The sequence below is a fragment of the Shewanella sp. BF02_Schw genome, from assembly GCF_014596695.2.
GTDB lineage: Bacteria > Pseudomonadota > Gammaproteobacteria > Enterobacterales > Shewanellaceae > Shewanella.
The window spans coordinates 73,616-93,258 of the sequence record NZ_JABKAW020000010.1 but is presented as its reverse complement, the minus strand read 5'-3'; the positions used below and the strand labels follow the sequence as shown (position 1 = coordinate 93,258).

Sequence of the window (19,643 nt, the reverse complement as noted above, 5' to 3'; positions counted from 1 at the left end):
TTATCCCCCTCGACTGGGCAGATCCCTAGGCATTACTCACCCGTCCGCCGCTCGTCACCTCAGAAGCAAGCTCCCTTGTGTTACCGCTCGACTTGCATGTGTTAGGCCTGCCGCCAGCGTTCAATCTGAGCCATGATCAAACTCTTCAATTAAAGTTCTTTTGAAAACCCCATCCTTATAAATAAGAACGAAGCTTTCGGCTCAATGAATTCTGATTTCATTAATTAGACTCGGAAGAATCTAAATAATGTTTGTACATATTACTATGAACACTCATCGTTGCATTGAGTTGTAATTTTTTGATTGCCAACATTCCGAAGAACAGAAGACAATTTCGAATAACTCAATACCTGTGAATGTCCACACAGATTACTTGATAAATTGTTAAAGAGCTTGATATCGATTTTTCAGACATCGCCATCAGACGCTAGGTCGTTGGCTTGGGCTGCGTATTCTACGCATTCCCTTTATTGCGTCAAGTGTTTTTTCAAACTTCTTTTCGCCTGTTACCAACACCACTAAGTAGTTGTTAATAACGCTAACCGGTTTTCGCTTTCGCTGTATGCCGTGTCAGTGGATGCGCATTATAGGCAGCTTAAGATTTAGTGCAAGCGCTTTTATTCAAGATATGTTTCGAGCGTTGAACTTTTATGCAGATCGTTCTTTTTTTAGCTTTTTTGATTAAAGAACCACCTTTGGCTAATTAGTAAATTACTTGTTTTTGATATTTAAGTCGCTTTTGAGCTCAATTTTTCAACAGTGGTCTGGTTTATCTGGTAATTTTTAATTAGTATGTAATAGTATTTAACAGTTATTTATCATTTTTATATTCATTAGAGATTATTTTATGCAGAAATCATTCGTGATTGTTTTGATTGCGGCGCTTCTTGGCGCTTTTGTTTTTTCTCAGTTTGGCGGCACATCATCTTCGGTAGCGTTTATTGCTGGTGTAGTCGTTGCGACGTTAATTTTCACCTTTATACCAACAAGTGGTTCAAGCCCTTCTGACGAACCTTATGTTGGTCCTACAATGACACTATATGTTGGCAACTTGCCTTATCGTGTTCATGAGGGAGAAGTAAAGGCATTGTTTGGTGAGTACGGGCCTGTTAACTCAGTTCGTTTAGTACGAGACCGTAAAACTGGACGTCGCAAAGGATTTGGATTTGTTGAGATGTCTGAAGCGGGCGCACAAAAAGCAATGTCGAAATTAAACGACTATAGCTTTCAAGAGCGCACGTTAAAGGTAAGAGAAGCCAAATCACAAGAATCTGATTCGGAAAATAGCTAATCGTTATTGAACTAGGTTCTTAGCACTATAGTAAATTAATAGTGTTGTTAGTCGGTTATGGTTACCAGCGAAAAATCACTAAAACCATAATCGACTAATGTTGCTTTAAGCCCTTGGCTAATATCTTTGGTATAACATGCTTGTAATTGCTTATTGCCATTACTTTCTTTACTCAGTAAAAACCTTACCCGTTTTGCTACCGCCTCCCCTGAATCTAATAGTGTTACTCCTTCGCCAAGATAATGACTTATTTCTGTCGCTATCATTGGGAAATGAGTACAGCCCAGCACCAGTACATCAATATTAGTTGCCGCTATGGGTGCTAAGATATCGTTTAGCTTATCCATATCGATTGACTGTTGAGCTACATGCTGCTCAGCAAGTAACACTAAATCTGAAGTCCCAAATAATTCAACCTTACAGTTTCCGGCAAACTGATTGATTAATGCTTGAGTGTAATCTCGTTTCACTGTCCCAGGCGTAGCCAATAAACCAATGTGCTTTTTCTTCGATAACATGGCGGCAGGTTTAATAGCAGGAACAACTCCCACGATAGGAATGGTTAATTGCTGGCGTAATAGAGGCAATACCAAAGTACTGGCGGTATTACAGGCAACCACCACAATACTGGCGTTCAAACGTCGTGCATGATGAGTAATAAGTGCAACACATCCAGTTATTAACTCTTGCTCTGATAAGTTGCCATAAGGTAAGCGTGCATTGTCAAATAAGTAACAATAATCATGTTGTGGTAACTGTTTTCTAATTTGGTTCATTACCGACAATCCGCCGATACCAGAATCAAACACTAAAATAGGTCCAGACAATATGGGCTCCAAATATGTATATGTTCAGCATTAATCGTCGGGCCACTTTATACTTAGGTGCGTAATACTAGACATCAGCGTCATTTAGTATAATATTTGCGCCCTTTTTTACAGTATTAGGTGGACGATATGAATTTAGCTGCAATGGATCCTAAAAACTACGATGCACAATTACAACGAAAGCGCATCAAGCTAGAACAGGCCTTTGCCGATTTCAATCCACCGGCGCTTGAAGTCTTTGTTTCTGAGCCTATGCATTATCGTATGCGTGCTGAATTTAGAATGTGGCATCAAGATGATGACTTATATTACTACATGTTTGATAAAGCACTGAATGCAAAAGTGCGTTGCGATCAATATTTACCCGCTGGTTTGATTATTAATCAAATGATGGCCGCATTAATAGCAGAGTTAACACCTAATCCTGCATTGCGTTATCGATTGTTTCAAGTAGATTTCTTGTCGACATTAAGCGGCGAAATTTTAGTGTCTTTGTTGTACCACCGCCAGCTCGATGAAGAGTGGCGTGAACACGCGACTCTATTAAAAGCAAAGTTATCTGCTCAATTCAATGTCAACATTATAGGTCGTGCGCGTAAGCAAAAAATCGATTTAGACAAAGATTTCGTTGTTGAGACCTTAACGGTTAATGAACAGGTATTGCATTACAAGCAAATTGAAAACAGTTTTACTCAGCCTAATGCGAAAGTCTCTGTAAAAATGCTGGAGTGGGCTATTGATGCAACTAAAAACAGTCAGGGTGATTTACTAGAGTTGTACTGTGGTAATGGTAATTTTACGATTGCATTGGCGCAAAACTTCAATCGTGTATTAGCAACAGAGCTGGCCAAGCCTTCAGTTGATGCTGCGCAATACAACATCGATATTAATCACGTTGATAATGTTCAAATTATTCGCATGTCTGCTGAAGACTTTAGTGATGCCATGGCGAAAAAGCGTCAATTTAGACGTTTAGAAGGCATCTACTTAGACAGTTACGATTGCAATACTATCTTTGTTGACCCGCCTCGTGCAGGCATTGATCCTGAAACATTAAAGCTTATCCAAGGTTACGAGCGGATTTTGTATATTTCATGTAATCCAGAAACACTGAATGACAATTTGTTAACCTTAGGTCAAACACATAAAATAACTCGCTTTGCGCTATTTGACCAATTCCCATATACCGATCATATGGAATCAGGAGTATTACTAGAACGTAAGTAATACAGCTTAACGAACAAACAGGGCGCTAATGATTAGCGCTCTGTTTGGTTATAATCGCGATAAATTAAGCACGGTTGTCAATTTTATGCTGTAACGCTTCAGCGCCTGTAGCCACCATACGCAGTTGTAGTACTAACTGATCGGCTAATGACTTACGCTCACTACGCTTGGAATCCAACGCTGATGCTCCGGCATTAAAGACTAAAATAACTAATGCTTCAGCTTGAGCACGCGCTAACACAGGAGTGCGATTTGCCTGGGCCTCGGTGTAATGAGCAAGTTCAGAAATAAAATGTTCAATTTCGCGCTCAACTGCGGCTCTAAATGCCGCTGAGGTACCTGAACGTTCGTGAAGTAGTATTCTAAATACGTTCGGGTTTGACTCCAATACTTCCATAAACGTGTCGACAGAAATACGGATCACACTCCCACCGGCTTCTGCACGTTGACGACCTTTACGCATCATTTGACGTAAGGTTAATCCACCTTCATCGACCATGGTCAAGCCAAGTTCGTTCATGTCTTTAAAATGGCGATAGAATGATGTGGGTGCAATACCAGCTTCACGAGCAACTTCACGTAAGCTTAGACTGGAAAAACTGCGTTCAGCACTGAGTTGATTAAATGCAGCATCCACTAATGCACGACGGGTTTTTTCCTTTTGTTGTGCTCTAACACCCATTTACTAATCCATTCAGTCAATATTAATTCACCGATAATACCGTTTTTAAAACAGAAACACAGCCCTGTTAAGCTTGACCATGACTAGTTCCCTAAGTTAAATTAGCGTACAATTGTACGCTCAACTTATTTAAACCTATTATTGGAACCCTACTAAATGAAAAAACCTCCAATCATTTGGCTTAATACCTTGTTATTTGCCATTACTTTTATCGGCGCCGTGGTATTAATCCCTTGGCGTGGTTTTACCCATGGCTTTGATGGCATTGAATGGATTGCATTTGTTGTTTTCGCTTACGCAAGTGGTCTATCGATTACTGCGGGTTACCACAGATTATGGTCACACAAAGCCTATAAAGCTCACTCTTCAGTTCGTTTTTTATACGCACTAGGCGGGGCATTGGCGCTACAGAATAGCGCATTACATTGGTGTAGTGATCACCGCATTCATCACAAACATGTTGATAATAATGATAAAGACCCGTACTCAGCTCAAATGGGATTTTGGTACAGCCACATAGGTTGGATGCTGCGCGAGTATCAAGCGAGTCGTTACAGTGACTACAACAACGTGCGCGACTTACAAAACGATCGTATCGTTATGTGGCAGCACAAGCACTACTTAGCCTTAGTGATCTTAATGAATATTGGTTTACCGGCATTTATAGGCTGGCTAAATGGCGATATTTTATCAATGGTACTTATGGCAGGTTTATTACGCTTAGTGGTAGTGCATCACTGTACTTTCTTTATTAACTCATTAGCCCATATTTGGGGTAAACAACCGTACACAGATAAAAACTCAGCCCGAGATAATGCATTTTTAGCGTTACTTACATACGGTGAGGGCTATCACAACTTCCATCATATTTTTGAAAACGATTATCGCAATGGCATAAAATGGTGGGATTACGATCCAACCAAATGGTTAATCAAACTGATGAACTGGTTTGGTTTAGCGAGTGACTTACGTAAAGTGCCACAAGAACGTATTGAAAGTGCACGTTTGCAGATGCAACTTTTACAAGCTCAGAATCAGGTTGCTCACTTACCTAACTGCGATGAAATTATAGAAAAGTTTCAAGCAGAGTATGAGCTGATGAAGCAACACTTAGTTGACTATTATCAAGCCAAAAAGAGTTTGTTAGAGGCGAAGCGTAAGCAACTTACAGATCACAATCTGAAGCAACAAGTGCAATTATTACGTAATCAGTTTCTTGAACAACAACGAAATTGGAAAAGCCTAACAGCTGCCTACGCACAGTAAAGCTAATGCTTAATCATTTAAAAGGTCACGCCCACGCGTGACCTTTTTTTGTTTTGATCAGCTTCACTAGTACATCATGTGCTAATTAAATTGCTGAGTCACCTGCTGCTGTAACGCTTTGCAATTGGTCGTAGCTCCGTCAACTGAAGGTGCAATACTCACCGATACTTTAGACCAGAAACGTTTAGGCAAAGTGGTCAGTGCATGCCCGCCTTTATGGCTAAAGTAAGATCCCCATAGCCCTGTTAACGCTAACGGTATTACCGTCACAGGATCCCGTTGTAAAATTTTATCAATGCCAGGTCTAAACTCACCAATTTCACCGTTTGGAGTTAACTTCCCTTCCGGAAAAATACACACTAACTCATCGTTAGCTAATGCTTGGTGTATCTGTTCGAATGCATTTAGATATGTCGACTCGCACTTCTTCGGTGAACATATTGGGATAACGCCAGCGTGCCGAAACAAATACTTTAATAATGGAATTTCGCTAATCGACTTATCCATTACAAACCGAATAGGTCGAGTCGATGCGCCCATAATGACTAACGCATCAACGTAACTCACATGATTACTGACAATAATTCCTGCCCCTTGTGCCGGAATATGTTCTCTACCACGTACATTCACCCGATACATAACATGACTCAGCAAATAACTGATAAAGCGTTGGGTAAACTCTGGCACTTGCGAGTAAACATATAACAGCACAACCAAATTAAGCACGCCGACAAGCATAAATAATTCAGGGATACTCCACTGAAATACCCCAAGCAACACTATCGATAATACTGCAGAGCCCACCATAAAGAAGGCATTAATGATGTTATTCGCCGCAATAGCTTGAGCACATTCTTGTTTTTCTGCACGAGTTTGAATAAACGCATACAGAGGCACAATGAATATCCCGCCACTTAGGCCGACAAGAAACAAATCGATCATCACACGATAATGCTGCGCGTTAGCGATAAATGACTCGAAGCTATACACAAAACCTGGCTCAACAAGCTCTAGCGGAATAGCCGCTATCATGTCAAAACTAAATACGCTTAAGCCCAAGACCCCAAATGGTAATAAGCCTAACTCAACATGCCCAAACGAAAAACGCTCACACACGTATGACCCAACGGCAATACCGACAGAAAATAGCGCCAGTAACAATGACACGACGGTGGCATCGGCATGTAAGTGCAGCTTGGCAAAGTTAGGGAATTGAGTTAAATAGGTGGCACCTAAGAACCAAAACCAGCTAATGGCGAGAATGGCCATCCAAATAGTCTTGGTTTGTCGCGCTTTATTAATACAACGCCAAGTGCCAGAAAATAACGAAAATTTACTAGGGTTTAAATCACCTTGGGCAGGCAATGAAGGAATCGCACGGCTAGCAAGATAACCACAAATAGCCAACACACAGACAATGATTGCAGCCCACGTTAAACCATTTTCATTAGACACCACCAAACCGGCGCTTAGGGTACCGACAAGAATCGACAAAAAAGTGCCCATTTCAACCAGAGCATTACCTTTTACTAACTCTGCTTCGCTTAGGGCTTGAGGTAATAATGAGTATTTTACTGGACCAAAGTATGCAGACTGGCTGCCGGTTAAAAATAGCAGCAGCAACATCACCATATAACTCTGACTGATAATCGCGATAGCCGCTGTTGACATGATAATCAGCTCTAACAACTTTAACCGTCGAATCAATTTTGCCTTATTCATATTGTCAGCCACGATACCGGCATGAGCAGAAAACAAGAAAAAAGGTAAAATGAATACGCCAGCGGCCAAATTAACAAACAAGTTAACATCAATCGGTAATGTATTTAATTGGCTGTAAGTTACCAGTAAGAGCAACACATTTTTATAAAAATTGTCATTAAGCGCCCCTAGGCATAAGGTCGCAAAATAGGGAAAAAATCGTTTAGTTAGCAGCATTTGAATTCCTTTTTGTGCTCATTCCATCAATATAACTGTTTACATGACTCGTCAACATGTCTTGTAAACAGGATTGTGTCTCAAATAGTTTTCCATCCAATGACAAACACGTTAACCCATGTATCCCCCCCCAAAGTACGCGGCTCATCATTTCCACCTCTTGCTCACATGCAGAAGGAAAGTATTGACTTAGTTGGGACTCAACATCAGAAAATAATGACTTAATCAACCCAAGGTGAGCTGCAGGTAAAGGCTGATCATCTGTCATTGTTAATTCAAATACCAATCGGAAACAGCGTCGATTAGCTAAAGCAAACTGACTATAAACGATTGCCATTTGCTCAATGGTTTTGGTTGGGGTGGTCGGTTTAATTAACTGTAACTGCGCAGCTAGCTGTAACAATGTTTGTTCAGATACCGCGAGTAATAAATATTGGTAACTACCAAAAATATTGATTAACGTGCTTGGCACGTAACCAATGGTTGCCGCAACTTTTCGTAAACTTAAGTTATCGACACCATGGCATTGTAAATGCTCAACCACAGCACTAATAGCCATATGGCGGATCTGTTCATGCGTATGCTCTTTTCGTCTCGCCACAATACCAACCTAAAAATGATATGCACCTTACTTAAGTTGATAAATTAACAGCAAACAAAATAAAAAACAACGTTCATAATAATTATTTTTTTAATTAAAAATACACGACTAGGTTTGATAAACCGCGAATAACCAAGAAATAATCCTTGAGAAACATTATAATTGCTCATCAATAAGCCAGCGACAGAAACATAACCATGCCTCATACCGATATAAAACTAACCGAATATAGCCATGGCGCAGGCTGCGGCTGTAAGATCTCTCCTAAAGTCTTAAGCACCATTCTTGCGTCACAACTTCCAGTATTTACTGACCCCAATTTATTAGTCGGTAATCAAACCCGTGACGATGCTGCAGTTTATAAACTCAATGAGCAAACCGGCATTATCAGTACCACCGACTTTTTTATGCCCATTGTAGATGATCCATTTACCTTTGGAAGAATTGCCGCAACCAATGCCATCAGCGATATTTATGCCATGGGCGGCACGCCAATTATGGCTATTGCCATTTTAGGCTGGCCGGTTAATGTATTGCCACCAGAAGTGGCACAGCAAGTGGTTGATGGCGGACGCCAAGCTTGTGCCGATGCAGGTATTATGTTGGCTGGAGGTCACAGTATTGATGCTCCTGAACCTATTTTTGGTTTAGCGGTTACAGGGCAAATCCCGCTTGAGCGAGTAAAACAGAACAACACTGCCAAAGCGAATGATCGTCTATATCTCACCAAACCGATTGGTATTGGCATTCTGACTACAGCACAGAAACAGAAAAAGCTGCGTGATGAAGACAGTCAAATTGCCCCAAATGCGATGTGTCAGCTCAACACGATAGGTATTGATATCGCTAAAATCACAGGGGTTAATGCATTAACGGACGTCACAGGATTTGGACTAGCGGGTCACTTAATTGAAGTCTGTCAAGGTGCACAACTTAAAGCTAATATCGTTTTATCCCAAGTCCCTTTACTCCCTAAAGTCAGAGATTACCTCGCTCAAGGTTGTATTCCAGGTGGTACCCATCGCAATTTTGACAGTTATAGCGAACATTTGCCGCCATTAACAGATGACCAGAAAGCGATTATTTGCGATCCACAAACCAGTGGAGGACTATTAGTTGCCGTGAGTGCAGAGGCTGAACAGGAACTTAAAACACTATTAGAAGCCAATGGAATTGACGCTATTTGTATCGGTATGCTCAATACTTATGAGCCACGCGCTGACGGACACGATATCCTTGTGGAATTAAACTAATGAGCGAGGTCATCCCCAGCTCAGAATATGGCAGACTTCTATTAGAAAACCGTCCATTAATTGACGTAAGAGCGCCTATCGAATTCATTAAAGGTGCTTTTGGCCACTCGATTAATTTACCATTAATGCAAGATGGTGAACGCGAAAAAGTGGGCACATGCTATAAAAGGCGTGGCCAAGAGGCTGCTATAGCATTAGGTCATGAGCTGGTGAAAGGTAAAATTAAACAGCAACGTATAGATGCTTGGCTTGCTCAATTGTCACAACATCCTGACAGCTATTTATATTGTTTTCGTGGCGGTTTGCGCTCAAAGCTATCACAGCAATGGATTGAAGAATCAGGCATGGACATCCCTTATATTGAAGGGGGTTACAAAGCCATACGTAGTTTTTTAATTAATACTATCGAGCAAGCGCCAAGCCAATCTAAAGTGCTGATTTTAAGTGGCATAACAGGTAGTGGTAAAACGGAAGTTATCCATCAGCGGAATGAATCAGTCGACCTTGAAGGCCTTGCCAACCATAAAGGGTCGAGCTTTGGCAAAAATATCGATCCGCAACCCAGTCAAATCAACTTCGAAAATAATTTAGCCGTGGCATTACTGCAGCATCAACAACAGCAACATAACCATTTGCTGTTAGAAGATGAAAGTATGCTAATTGGTCGTTCAGCCCTGCCAAAGCATTTTTACAGCGCCATGCAACAAGCTGATATTATCGTACTCGACGAGCCATTAGACGCGCGTTTACCGCGTTTATTAAATGACTATGTTGAGCAAAAACTGGCTGATTATGTATCTGGATTAGGTGAGCAAGCGGGTTTCGATGCATTTAAAGCATATTTGACTCAAAGTTTATTGGGCATTCGTAAACGCTTAGGCGGTAAGCAACATCAAGAATTGCAGGACTTGGTTGATAATGCGCTTAACGTACAACAAAGCCAAAATGATACCAGTAAGCATTTAGACTGGATAAATCTGTTACTCGATATTTATTATGACCCGATGTATCTGTATCAACTTGAAAAGAAACAGGACAGAGTTATCTTTCAAGGCGACAGAAAAGCGATACATCAATGGTTAGATAGTCATAAGTCATAAGTTATCATGCCTATGCATCTGAGTCAGTTTTGGCCTATTCTTATAGTATAAATCAAGACTAGAAGTGAGATTTGCTATGAAAATGCCTGAAACGAGTTTTTTTGAATGGCAACGTCAATTCAGCTCTGAAACTGATTGCTTAAATCACATTAAGAAAATGAGATGGCCTAATGGCTTTGTTTGTCCTAGATGCTCTTGTGAGCATGCTTATGAGCTTACAACCCGCAATGTATATGAATGCAGTCAATGTCATAAACAAACATCGGTCACAGCTGACACATTATTCCACGGTAGCCGTATTCCTATCACTAAGTGGTTTTGGGCAATCTACTTTTTAGGCTCAGATAAAGGCAGTATTTCAGCATTAAGATTGAGCAAGCACATTGAAGTTAATTGGCGAACGGCACGTTTGATATTAAGTAAGCTGAGAACGGCTATGGGCCATAGAGACAGCTTATATAGACTGTCAGGCGTTATTGAAATTGATGATGCGTTAGTGGGTGGCAGAAGGAAGGGCAAGCGTGGACGTGGAGCAGAAGGTAAAACACCTGTTTTAGTTGCCGTTGAAAGCAAAGGAAAAAGAGCTGGATTTATTGCTATGCAGGCTGTGAATAGCGTTTGCCATGATAGTGTTGAAAAGTTCGTTGCCAAACACTTAACGAGACAGCAAGAAGTGCATACAGACGGCTTACCTGCGTTGAACATTATAGATAAGACTCAACAACATGAAGCGAGGGTTACCCCCAGTGAGCTTGTTGATGAATGGCTGCCTTGGGTTCATATTGCCATTGGTAACTTAAAGGCATTTTTACTTGGGACATTTCATGGTGTTTCAGGAAAGTACCTGCAAGAATACCTGAGCGAGTTCTGTTATCGGTTCAATCGTAGACAAATGGAAAGAGAAATACCTAACAGATTGTTAAATTTGGCAATGATTCACACGCCAATACATTCTTACTGAGCCAAGTGCATAGGCATGTAAGTTATTTAAGCAAAAATGCCCTCATGATGAGGGCATTTTTATGTGTATCTCACCAAATTCAGTATTGAAATCAACATAAATTTGGTCACAGTAGTTCAAGACTCACTGTTATTAACGGATAAAACTGCACACTGCCATCGTTATTTAACCACGATGCACGATATAGTGTTGATGGTTTCTAGTGGCTACTGTTGCCATATCGTTACTCATGTCGTTGCCATCATATGATTAATAAATTAATCTCTGTTCGAAAAAGCAACACATCCAAAATATTAATTTATGTCCATTAAAATATAAACAAATTAATTAGTTAACAATATATCCCACGGGAGGTTAGCACTACCTACCACAATAAAATTTGGGTTTTCGAGTGTTTCACGCTCATTGTAGGTCATAGGCTGTAAATTAATATCAATCAGTGCACCACCTGCTTCTTCAATAATAATCTGCGCAGCACCAGTATCCCATTCACCAGTGGGTCCTAAACGGACATAGCAATCAGCACGTCCTTCGGCCACCAAACAACTTTTTAATGCTGCACCACCCATCACCACTAACTCACAATGATTGGGTTTATTGAGTAACTTTAAAACCGATTGCGGATCTTGACGACGACTAACGGCTAAACGTAAATGCTCTGGTTCATCACCGGTTAATTGTTTACTGGTGATACGTATCTCGTTCTTACCATCACGCTTATAAGCACCTAGCCCGGCTATTGCGTAATAACACACCTTAGTCATCGGCACATAAACCACTCCCATGATAGGACGGTTATGTTCAACTAAAGCAATGATCACTGAAAAATCACCACTGCCAGCAATAAACTCACCCGTGCCATCTAATGGATCGACTAGCCAATAGCGTTTCCATGTTTCACGCACACTTAGTGGAATATCTGCAGCTTCCTCACTTAAAATAGGAATGTCGGGCGTGAGTTCAGCTAACTGACGGCAAATAATATCGTGCGCGGCTAAATCGGCAGACGTGACAGGGGTATTGTCGGACTTAATTTCGCGTTTGAAGTTACCTTTAAGGTAAATATCACGAATTTTTTGCCCAGCTTCCGTTGCGATGTCTATAACTTGCTCAATTACATCTTCTGGCTTCATTATTACTCCAATTGCTGGATTCGATAAGGATGACCTCACAAGGACATCAATAAATAAGGCTATTGCCTATTCGATGTTGCTGTTCAATGACTAACTCAATACGACTTGTGAATAACCTATTTTACGGCGTTGACTTCACGTGTAAGATTATCTGTTGGTGTATTGAGATATTGCTGAGTTAAAAAAAGTGCACTAACACTACGAGATTCTGAAAAATCAACATTCTCGAGTAATAACTGCCAATCAGATAATGGCCAAGGGATCACGTCTATTGGTTCAGGCTCATCCCCTTCTAAACGGCTAGGGTACAGTTTTTCAGCAACAAAAATATGCATTTTGCTGGAAAAGTAGCCTGGCGCAAGCGATAGCTCTTTTAGATAGGTCAATTGATAACTGCCAAAACCAATTTCTTCTTGGAGCTCTCGATTAGCGGCTTCAACTGCCGTTTCGCCTGGATCTATCAACCCTTTCGGAAAACCTAGTTCATAATTATCAGTGCCGGCGGCATATTCACTCGCTAATAATAAATTACCTTGATGAATAGGCACTATCATCACCGCCCCTCTGCTACCGCCCTTCATTCTTTCATATTGACGCTCTACGCCATTAGAAAACTTAAGGTGTACCTGCTCGATTTGAAACAGTCTGCTTTTGGCAACAATTTCGGTATGCAGGATTTCCGGCTTTGTATGCCGCTGTGTCATTGAAGCCTCGTGTGACGAATTAATATATACAGGGTACAATCTTACTATTATGGGTATATTCTACAACCGGAATTTACATGTTTCCTTGGTATAAAATAGATACAGTGCTACTCGACATGGATGGTACCTTGCTTGATCTGCATTTTGATAACCACTTTTGGTTACATTTAGTGCCACAACAATTAAGCATGCAGCGTCAAATAAGTTTGGATGAAGCCAATACTCTCGTCAAACAAGCTTATTATGATGTGGTTGGCACCTTAGATTGGTATTGCCTTGATTACTGGCAACGCTATTTACAACTCGATATTTTAGCATTGCACCATGCGTCGGCAGATAGAATTAAACTGCGCCAAGACAGTATGCCTTTCTTGCAAGCATTAGCGGGGGCCAGTAAACAGCGTATTTTGTTTACCAACGCTCACCCACACAGCTTAGCGCTTAAGTTACAGCATACTAATTTAGCCCATGGTTTAGACGATATGTTATCGAGCCATGAAAGCGGTTATCCCAAAGAACATCCACAATTTTGGCAGTATGCACTGACTAAGTTCAACTTAGATCCGTCACGGTGTTTATTTATTGATGACAGCGAAGTGATATTAGCGGCATCGAAAAAGGCTGGCATAGGCTATCAACTCGGGATTAAAAACCCCGATAGCCAAAAGCCTCATATTGAATTTACCGACTTCCCAGCGATTACCGATTACCAGCCGCTATCATTGGCACTTCAATCGGTATAAGCAATATCACTATATAAACGATTCAAGTAGTGATTGATCGTTAAATAGCGGTTGATGTCTGAACATAGTTAATAAAGTAGTTGATAAGGTTATTCGATAAATTATTGCCGATATAAAAATGCCTTGATAGTGATATCAAGGCATTAGTTATTCAAATATCAACCGATTTTACAAGCCAGGCACAACGCCTTGATAGTTAATAGGGTAATACCCTTGGCTGTCTTGTCGGCCTAAAAAGGATAACGAATCGCGTAAATCTTTAGGTTGGGCATCGGTCGGTTTAATTTTAGCACTTACTTTAACCAAGTTTGACTCGCCTAGAATAGCGGTTCCCGTTAAGCCTAATACGTTTTGGGTTTCATCAGTGGCAATTTGTAATTGACCATCAAGACAACTGAGCCCCAATGCAATGTTACCTAAAGGGTACACGCCATATTGATTTTTAACATTGGTGTTATTTAAAAATAATTTTCCGTTTAATTGTTCGCACCATGGTTTACCTTGCTCTAGCACTGCAACCATTAAACTGACATCGCCATCAATTTGGGTTTTAAAAGGTAAACGGGCTCCCGCTAGTAAAAAACTATCAGGTAAATCAAGGCGAATATTTTTCGCACTCAGCCCAGATAACGACCAACTCACACTACCTTTACCACTAACAGCCGTAGCTCGATTACCGATATTAAAATCGATATCGGCTTTACCAAGCAGTAATCCCCATGGACTTAACTGCCAACTAACGTGTTCTATTTGGCGTTGATCAATGGTAATTAACGCCGCCTTCCCTTGCCAAAGCGTACCTTCGGCACCTGTGATAACCACATTATTAGGTAACGGAGCAATACTGACTAACCAGTTCGCTGGTAAATACACCAATAAAAACGCGAGGTAAATAATGACGCCAATGACTATTTTTGAAAATAAGCTCACAAAAAATCCTTACTGAGAAAGCTGAATACGTCTTACTTTTACAAAGCCAGCAACGTCTGATTCGGTTAGATCTACGCTGTCTAACGTTAAGCCCTTTTGCTCTACTAAGTCATGTAAGTAACCCAGTAACGCATCAAATGGCACGTCATCCATCCATAACTGAATTTTATCGCCTTGCGGCTGCATGCGAGTGATCTCTAACTTATATTGTCCAGCTGTTTGATTTACCAAAGAACTTAAACTGCCACGAACTTTAGCTTGCGCACCCGCTTGTTTCAGACCCGCTATTTTATTGGCGGTTTGTTTAACATAATTTAACGTTTGCTGCGCTGCGCTGTTATCACGTTGGGCAGTTTCTTGAGCATTCGATATCGGTGTCCAAATGCCCCAATAAATAATGCCTATCGCCAATACTGCAGCACAAAAACCAACAAGTTGTTGTTCTCTAATGGCTAAACCTTGCCACCAACTACGCATGTTTTCCATGTTATTTATTCCTTAACGTCAGCGTACTGGTAACGCTTTCTTCGCTACTGTTCATGGCACCACCTTCGAGAAGGTAGTCTTTGCTAACAAGCTCTTTAAATGTATCTATTTGGCCGTACGTTTTTGCTGTCACTTGCATTCGTAGCTCATTACGATTAGCTTCGTAACGCAAAGTATTCGGTTTAAGTTCTGGCACCTTACTAAACGCTGGCTTTAAACCATCTAGCATTTCAAAAAATACTGCACCGCCACCTTGGCCTTGCATGCTGCGTAATTCACTGCCCATTTGTGAGCGCATATTAACAATACGGTTTACACCCGGTACAGCTTGTTTAAAAATCATTTCGCTTTGAGCTTGCAGCTCTGCGGTCTGGTTATTCAGTTGATGAATGGCGATGCCTTTATTCGCTAAGGCTAAAACAATCGCAATCATCACTACAATCGCCGTGTTTTTCCAGGTGAGTAACTGTTTACTGTATTCATGCTTAGGTTTATAAATGCCACTTAGCAAATTGATTGGGGCGTTCAAAATGCCTTTTGCTAATACCATCATCGGTAAATCGAGTGGCTTGTTATTAATTTCCACGCCTTCAAATACAATATCATCACTGTAGCTTGCAACACTAATTGACTCATTATCATTAGGTTTTGCAGCTGTTAATAGGTGTGGAAGTGCAAATGCAGACCATGCTTTAGGCACGCTAACGCCGCCACCTTCAGACGTTCGGATTAAATACTCACTACCAACACTCATTGCCGCCCAGCGACATTGCTCTAACGGCAACGCTAAACAATCTGGCACGATACGTTTTACTTTTAAGCCTGCATGATGGAGCCATTCAAGCCATATTTGCATTTGCTCATGCGCCACCGCAGCCACATTAAGCTGCTCACCTTCACGAGGCCCAACAACAAAATGCATATTGTCTACATTCGTCGCTAATGATTCCTCTAACATGTATGGCAACGCCTTTAATGCTTGGCGTTGACCTTTTTCGGGCAACATAATTTGTGTCAATGTCATGTTGGCCGCAGGCACAAGTACATCAACAGGACGATTACCCGCACGCTCAGCTAAAGTGCTGAGACTGGCGGCATCAGATAATTCACCAGAAGCGATGATCTCTTGCTCTTGTTCTGACCATACTAGCCACGAACATGGGTGTTCTGATGATTTTCCTAACCGGATAAATAGCCGTTCAGACACTGTTTATTCTCCACCGATCTCAATACGCATTGTTACGCAATGAATTTGTTATTATTGTTGGCCACCATACTGACGGGTGAGCACATCTAAATCTTTACCATTACGCTTCAGGACACTATCCATTCGAAATATTGCAGTATCGACTTTGGCACCAGCCTTCAATAAAAAGTACTGACTATCAACCACAAAACTCGACTTTACATTTGCTTCAATCTTTATACCACTGAGTGATGAACCTTCCCAAAACTCTTCAATTTTTTCATATCCATCCGCTGGACGATTGTTAATAACATTTTCAGCTTCGCCGACTGATATTTTATTTTCTAACATTGCTGTCAGTAAAGCTGCTTGCTCAACCTTAATGGTATTTACATTTAATAGCTGACTGTCTTCACCAGGTATTGCACATACATAAGGTAAAAGATTCAGGTAAACATCTTGGTTGAACCCTAACACTGCACGTAACTCACTGCGATGCTGCATCAAGGTATTGGCCGCACCATATGGCACATTACGCGATTCATATTCGGCATCTTCAGCACCATATGGGCCCGATAACGTATCTTCGTCTATATAATCTTTAAGGGTTGACGTTAATTGCTCGGCGCCAAACTCATCAACGCCTAAACTGATCAACAGCGATTGAAACTGTATAGCTGCGACGGTCATTTTGGGCTGACCATTTTCAATTTCATTCGATGCTTGACCGACGGCATTAACATTAAAGCATGATCGCATATCTTGTATTTCACCGACAATTTCACCGTATTCAGCTGGAAAAGCCACATTGGCCAAGGCCCAATACTGTTGTAAATGTACGGTTCCTTCTGAATCTTCAAAATCTTGCTTGAGCACTTTCATCGCCAGCTCTTCAGCAGAAAGGGCATACCAATAAGCCTGGTCGTATTGGGCTAAATTAAGCGTTCGACGCATTGAAAGCTGATTGCGACTACTAATGTTGGTGGCAATAATCACCACCATAGCAACAATTAGCATCACTACTATTAATGCAACCCCGCGTTGCTTTTGGCCGCCCATTATGAGGATTTCCCATCATCGGTTTCATTTTCATCTTTACTATTTGAACCGTTACGGTTGTTGCCACTGTCTTTGTCAGACTTAGTTGCTGGTGCACCTTTAGGCAGTAAAAAACGACGCTGAATTTTACCCAAACCTTCTAATTCTATTTCCATCGCAATCCCTTTTGGCATCACGGTTCCATCAACTTGCTTCTGCCATTTATCATCCATATAAAACGAATACTCAATTGACAGCACATGGTCAATAACCATGCTTTTTAATGGCTCAGCACCTGATACAGGTTCAGGATAAGGATAATACCAACGCTCAAGACGGCCATTTTGAACCACATAGGCAACCGATTGCAGGCTGCCTCTAGGTAACATGCCATCGGGGTTTAACCAGCCCAAACGGTAAAATACCAGTGCTTCGGTTTCAGAGTCGAGGATATTATCGCCAGCCTGAAAAAAACGGCTGCCACGATCACCTTCAAATAATCTAGGGCTACGCGCTACCATTTGGCCCAAATCACGTTCTAACGCACCAAAACCTTGCTGTAATGACTTAAGCCGAGTAGCAAACTCTTTGGTCACTTCATCATTTTTCATTACCGTCGACAATACTGAGTTTGCCGCGATACCCAACATGGCAAAAATCGCAATCGCGATAAGCATTTCGAGTAAGGTAAAGCCGCTGAAATACCTAGGCTTTGTTATGGACATAACTGCTTACCTGAGCCACTACGCGTTTAAATTTGTCGTCGTCACTGACGCTAATACGGATCATTCTAAATTTATCATCGGTGGTTTTAATCACTTCTTGGCGCCAATACCATTCGCGGCCCGCAAGTTCTGACTGACCCGTTTTTTGGCCTATATCAGGAAAGGTACCAGGTAATCGCACGTCGACCATTTGATTACTGGCCACCCATTGCGCTAACGTTCGTTCTTCTAAAATGGGCATGTTCGCCATTTGTTCACCCAAACTTTTGGTAACCGATACTGCTGCAATGGAAAACACAGCTAGAGCAACGATAACCTCAAGTAAGGTCATACCACAATTTTTACCGCGTAAGCTTTTAACGCCAGAGTGACTAACACATGAGCGACTAATACCTAAGTTGTTAATACCTGAGCGGTTAACTTTCCCGTATTGAGGGCGTCGATGTGATGTGAGTTTATTCATCTACACGCCCTAATGTTAAACGGCCTAACGCGTCACCCACAACCAGCAAATTGACTGGCTGACGGTCATCATTGATCGTATTAAAACCCAGTTCAAAGGGAGTCATCTCTCCGCTGGGAAACAATAAAATTTGCGGTTCAGGATGTTTCTTTTTTTCTTCTTCGCTCTCTTCGTCGATAAAAGGTTCATCAAACCAAGATTCATTTTGCTCGTCTTCTTGAACTAATGGCATGCCATCGATCACAATATCTAAGGTAATACCGGCATCCATTTTTTTGGCCGATAATAGCCGGTCTTGATCAACTGGCATCCATTTGCCTTCTTTATAAAACACAAACTGATATTGATCTTCGTCAATCACAATGCCAATAAACTGACCGCTTAAGACGCTTTCATCAAGCACCATCTCAGTGGCAGTCATAAAACGTTGCGCCTGTTTTTTGAGCATTTGTTCCGGCCCAGCAACACTAATAGACATGGTTACCGCAGAGGCAACCAAACCCATTAGCAATGCCACAATTAACACCTCTAATAAAGTGAAACCGGCTTGACGATGATGAATCATCTTATTGGAAATCTTGTAAATTCCAGCTTCCGATATCGTCTTCAGAACCTGGTTGTCCATCTGGTCCTGCGCTGAAAATGTCAATTTTGCCATTTTCACCAGGGCTTAATAGTAAATAGTCACTGCGCCATGGATCTTGTGGTAAACGCTTAACATACCCACCTTCACGGAAATTACGCGGCTCTGGTGACGAGTTAGGCTTTTGCACCAACGCATCAAGACCTTGTTCTGTGGTTGGGTAAATACTGTTATCTAACTTATACATATCCAATGCATTTTCTAACGCCACAATATCTGATACCGCTTTTTGTTGATCGGCTTTGTCCTTGTTACCCATCAAATTGGGCACAACCATTGACGCTAAAATACCTAAAATAACAATCACCACCATTACTTCGAGTAAGGTGAAACCACGTTGTTTATTATTATGTTGCATTAATTACTTCCTCTAAAAATTGTCTATATATTCATGCGTAAAATCAGCTATAAATCTTGGTTTACGCTTACCCTACAAAAATCCATAA

Annotated in this window: 21 protein-coding genes and 1 rRNA gene; 7 read left to right on the top strand and 15 right to left on the bottom strand. The window is 41.2% G+C overall.

The annotated features are described in order from the left end of the window. Window positions 1-152, bottom strand: a 16S ribosomal RNA gene (locus tag HNW13_RS22845); the annotation flags it as partial. Window positions 153-847: 695 nt separating this feature from the next. Between HNW13_RS22845 and HNW13_RS22840 the strand changes: the two genes are divergently transcribed. Beyond that, window positions 848-1,291, top strand: coding sequence for an RNA-binding protein (locus tag HNW13_RS22840; protein WP_192116501.1), 444 nt, complete (start codon window positions 848-850; stop codon window positions 1,289-1,291). A gap of 47 nt (window positions 1,292-1,338) precedes the next feature. Here HNW13_RS22840 and murI read toward each other — a convergent pair whose 3' ends face one another. After that, window positions 1,339-2,118 (bottom strand): glutamate racemase, encoded by a 780-nt coding sequence (gene murI / locus HNW13_RS22835; RefSeq protein WP_192116500.1) that lies wholly within the window; start codon window positions 2,116-2,118, stop codon window positions 1,339-1,341. 129 nt (window positions 2,119-2,247) lie between these two features. Here murI and trmA point away from each other — a divergent pair, with 129 nt between their 5' ends. After that, on the top strand, window positions 2,248-3,345 hold the full coding sequence (gene trmA, locus HNW13_RS22830) for a tRNA (uridine(54)-C5)-methyltransferase TrmA (RefSeq protein WP_192116499.1): 1,098 nt from the start codon (window positions 2,248-2,250) through the stop codon (window positions 3,343-3,345). Between the two features lie 64 nt (window positions 3,346-3,409). Here trmA and fabR read toward each other — a convergent pair whose 3' ends face one another. Beyond that, the gene (gene fabR, locus HNW13_RS22825) at window positions 3,410-4,027 is read right to left on the bottom strand and encodes an HTH-type transcriptional repressor FabR (RefSeq protein ID WP_011635616.1); all 618 of its coding nucleotides are present in this window, start codon (window positions 4,025-4,027) and stop codon (window positions 3,410-3,412) included. A gap of 156 nt (window positions 4,028-4,183) precedes the next feature. Here fabR and HNW13_RS22820 point away from each other — a divergent pair, with 156 nt between their 5' ends. Further along, window positions 4,184-5,293: a fatty acid desaturase gene (locus HNW13_RS22820; protein ID WP_101087396.1), complete on the top strand. Its 1,110-nt coding sequence runs from the start codon at window positions 4,184-4,186 to the stop codon at window positions 5,291-5,293. An 81-nt stretch (window positions 5,294-5,374) separates the two neighbouring features. Here HNW13_RS22820 and HNW13_RS22815 read toward each other — a convergent pair whose 3' ends face one another. Together HNW13_RS22815 and HNW13_RS22810 are read right to left on the bottom strand one after the other, a co-directional pair. After that, window positions 5,375-7,231, bottom strand: coding sequence for an MFS transporter (locus tag HNW13_RS22815; RefSeq protein WP_192116498.1), 1,857 nt, complete (start codon window positions 7,229-7,231; stop codon window positions 5,375-5,377). Further along, window positions 7,218-7,832 (bottom strand): TetR-like C-terminal domain-containing protein, encoded by a 615-nt coding sequence (locus HNW13_RS22810; protein ID WP_192116497.1) that lies wholly within the window; start codon window positions 7,830-7,832, stop codon window positions 7,218-7,220. The genes HNW13_RS22815 and HNW13_RS22810 overlap by 14 nt, the downstream gene beginning before the upstream one ends. 197 nt (window positions 7,833-8,029) lie before the next feature. Here HNW13_RS22810 and selD point away from each other — a divergent pair, with 197 nt between their 5' ends. The 3 genes from selD to HNW13_RS22795 all read left to right on the top strand — a co-directional run bounded on the left by selD (window position 8,030) and on the right by HNW13_RS22795 (window position 11,146). After that, window positions 8,030-9,085 (top strand): selenide, water dikinase SelD, encoded by a 1,056-nt coding sequence (selD, locus tag HNW13_RS22805; RefSeq protein WP_192116496.1) that lies wholly within the window; start codon window positions 8,030-8,032, stop codon window positions 9,083-9,085. Beyond that, the gene (gene mnmH / locus HNW13_RS22800; RefSeq protein WP_192116495.1) at window positions 9,085-10,185 is read left to right on the top strand and encodes a tRNA 2-selenouridine(34) synthase MnmH; all 1,101 of its coding nucleotides are present in this window, start codon (window positions 9,085-9,087) and stop codon (window positions 10,183-10,185) included. The genes selD and mnmH overlap by 1 nt, the downstream gene beginning before the upstream one ends. A gap of 76 nt (window positions 10,186-10,261) precedes the next feature. Beyond that, entirely contained in the window at window positions 10,262-11,146 is an 885-nt protein-coding gene (locus HNW13_RS22795; protein ID WP_192114092.1) for an IS1595 family transposase, read from the top strand. A 323-nt stretch (window positions 11,147-11,469) separates the two neighbouring features. Here HNW13_RS22795 and cysQ read toward each other — a convergent pair whose 3' ends face one another. Both cysQ and nudE read right to left on the bottom strand, forming a co-directional pair. Beyond that, the gene (cysQ, locus tag HNW13_RS22790; RefSeq protein WP_101087400.1) at window positions 11,470-12,279 is read right to left on the bottom strand and encodes a 3'(2'),5'-bisphosphate nucleotidase CysQ; all 810 of its coding nucleotides are present in this window, start codon (window positions 12,277-12,279) and stop codon (window positions 11,470-11,472) included. Window positions 12,280-12,395: 116 nt separating this feature from the next. Next, the gene (nudE, locus tag HNW13_RS22785) at window positions 12,396-12,983 is read right to left on the bottom strand and encodes an ADP compounds hydrolase NudE (RefSeq protein ID WP_192116494.1); all 588 of its coding nucleotides are present in this window, start codon (window positions 12,981-12,983) and stop codon (window positions 12,396-12,398) included. A 77-nt stretch (window positions 12,984-13,060) separates the two neighbouring features. On the opposite strand from nudE, the gene yrfG reads away from it, so the two are divergent. Then, on the top strand, window positions 13,061-13,726 hold the full coding sequence (yrfG, locus tag HNW13_RS22780) for a GMP/IMP nucleotidase (protein ID WP_192116493.1): 666 nt from the start codon (window positions 13,061-13,063) through the stop codon (window positions 13,724-13,726). Between the two features lie 168 nt (window positions 13,727-13,894). Here the strand turns inward: yrfG and HNW13_RS22775 are convergent, their stop codons facing one another. The 8 genes from HNW13_RS22775 to gspG form a co-directional block, all read right to left on the bottom strand. Then, on the bottom strand, window positions 13,895-14,656 hold the full coding sequence (locus HNW13_RS22775; RefSeq protein WP_192116492.1) for a type II secretion system protein N: 762 nt from the start codon (window positions 14,654-14,656) through the stop codon (window positions 13,895-13,897). A gap of 9 nt (window positions 14,657-14,665) precedes the next feature. Then, window positions 14,666-15,142: a type II secretion system protein M gene (locus tag HNW13_RS22770; protein WP_192116491.1), complete on the bottom strand. Its 477-nt coding sequence runs from the start codon at window positions 15,140-15,142 to the stop codon at window positions 14,666-14,668. A gap of 1 nt (window position 15,143) precedes the next feature. After that, on the bottom strand, window positions 15,144-16,349 hold the full coding sequence (gene gspL, locus HNW13_RS22765; protein WP_192116490.1) for a type II secretion system protein GspL: 1,206 nt from the start codon (window positions 16,347-16,349) through the stop codon (window positions 15,144-15,146). A 51-nt stretch (window positions 16,350-16,400) separates the two neighbouring features. Then, the gene (gspK, locus tag HNW13_RS22760; protein ID WP_192116489.1) at window positions 16,401-17,387 is read right to left on the bottom strand and encodes a type II secretion system minor pseudopilin GspK; all 987 of its coding nucleotides are present in this window, start codon (window positions 17,385-17,387) and stop codon (window positions 16,401-16,403) included. Continuing rightward, window positions 17,387-18,091: a type II secretion system minor pseudopilin GspJ gene (gene gspJ / locus HNW13_RS22755; protein WP_101087407.1), complete on the bottom strand. Its 705-nt coding sequence runs from the start codon at window positions 18,089-18,091 to the stop codon at window positions 17,387-17,389. Before gspJ ends, gspK begins: the two co-directional genes overlap by 1 nt. Beyond that, a complete protein-coding gene (gene gspI, locus HNW13_RS22750; RefSeq protein ID WP_310734193.1) occupies window positions 18,072-18,482 on the bottom strand; it encodes a type II secretion system minor pseudopilin GspI in 411 nt (136 codons plus the stop codon). Before gspI ends, gspJ begins: the two co-directional genes overlap by 20 nt. A gap of 64 nt (window positions 18,483-18,546) precedes the next feature. After that, window positions 18,547-19,119, bottom strand: a complete 573-nt coding sequence (gene gspH, locus HNW13_RS22745; RefSeq protein WP_192116488.1) for a type II secretion system minor pseudopilin GspH — start codon at window positions 19,117-19,119, stop codon at window positions 18,547-18,549. A gap of 1 nt (window position 19,120) precedes the next feature. Further along, complete coding sequence (gene gspG, locus HNW13_RS22740) at window positions 19,121-19,555, bottom strand: type II secretion system major pseudopilin GspG (RefSeq protein WP_059745209.1); 435 nt, start codon at window positions 19,553-19,555, stop codon at window positions 19,121-19,123. Between the last annotated feature and the right edge of the window lie 88 nt (window positions 19,556-19,643).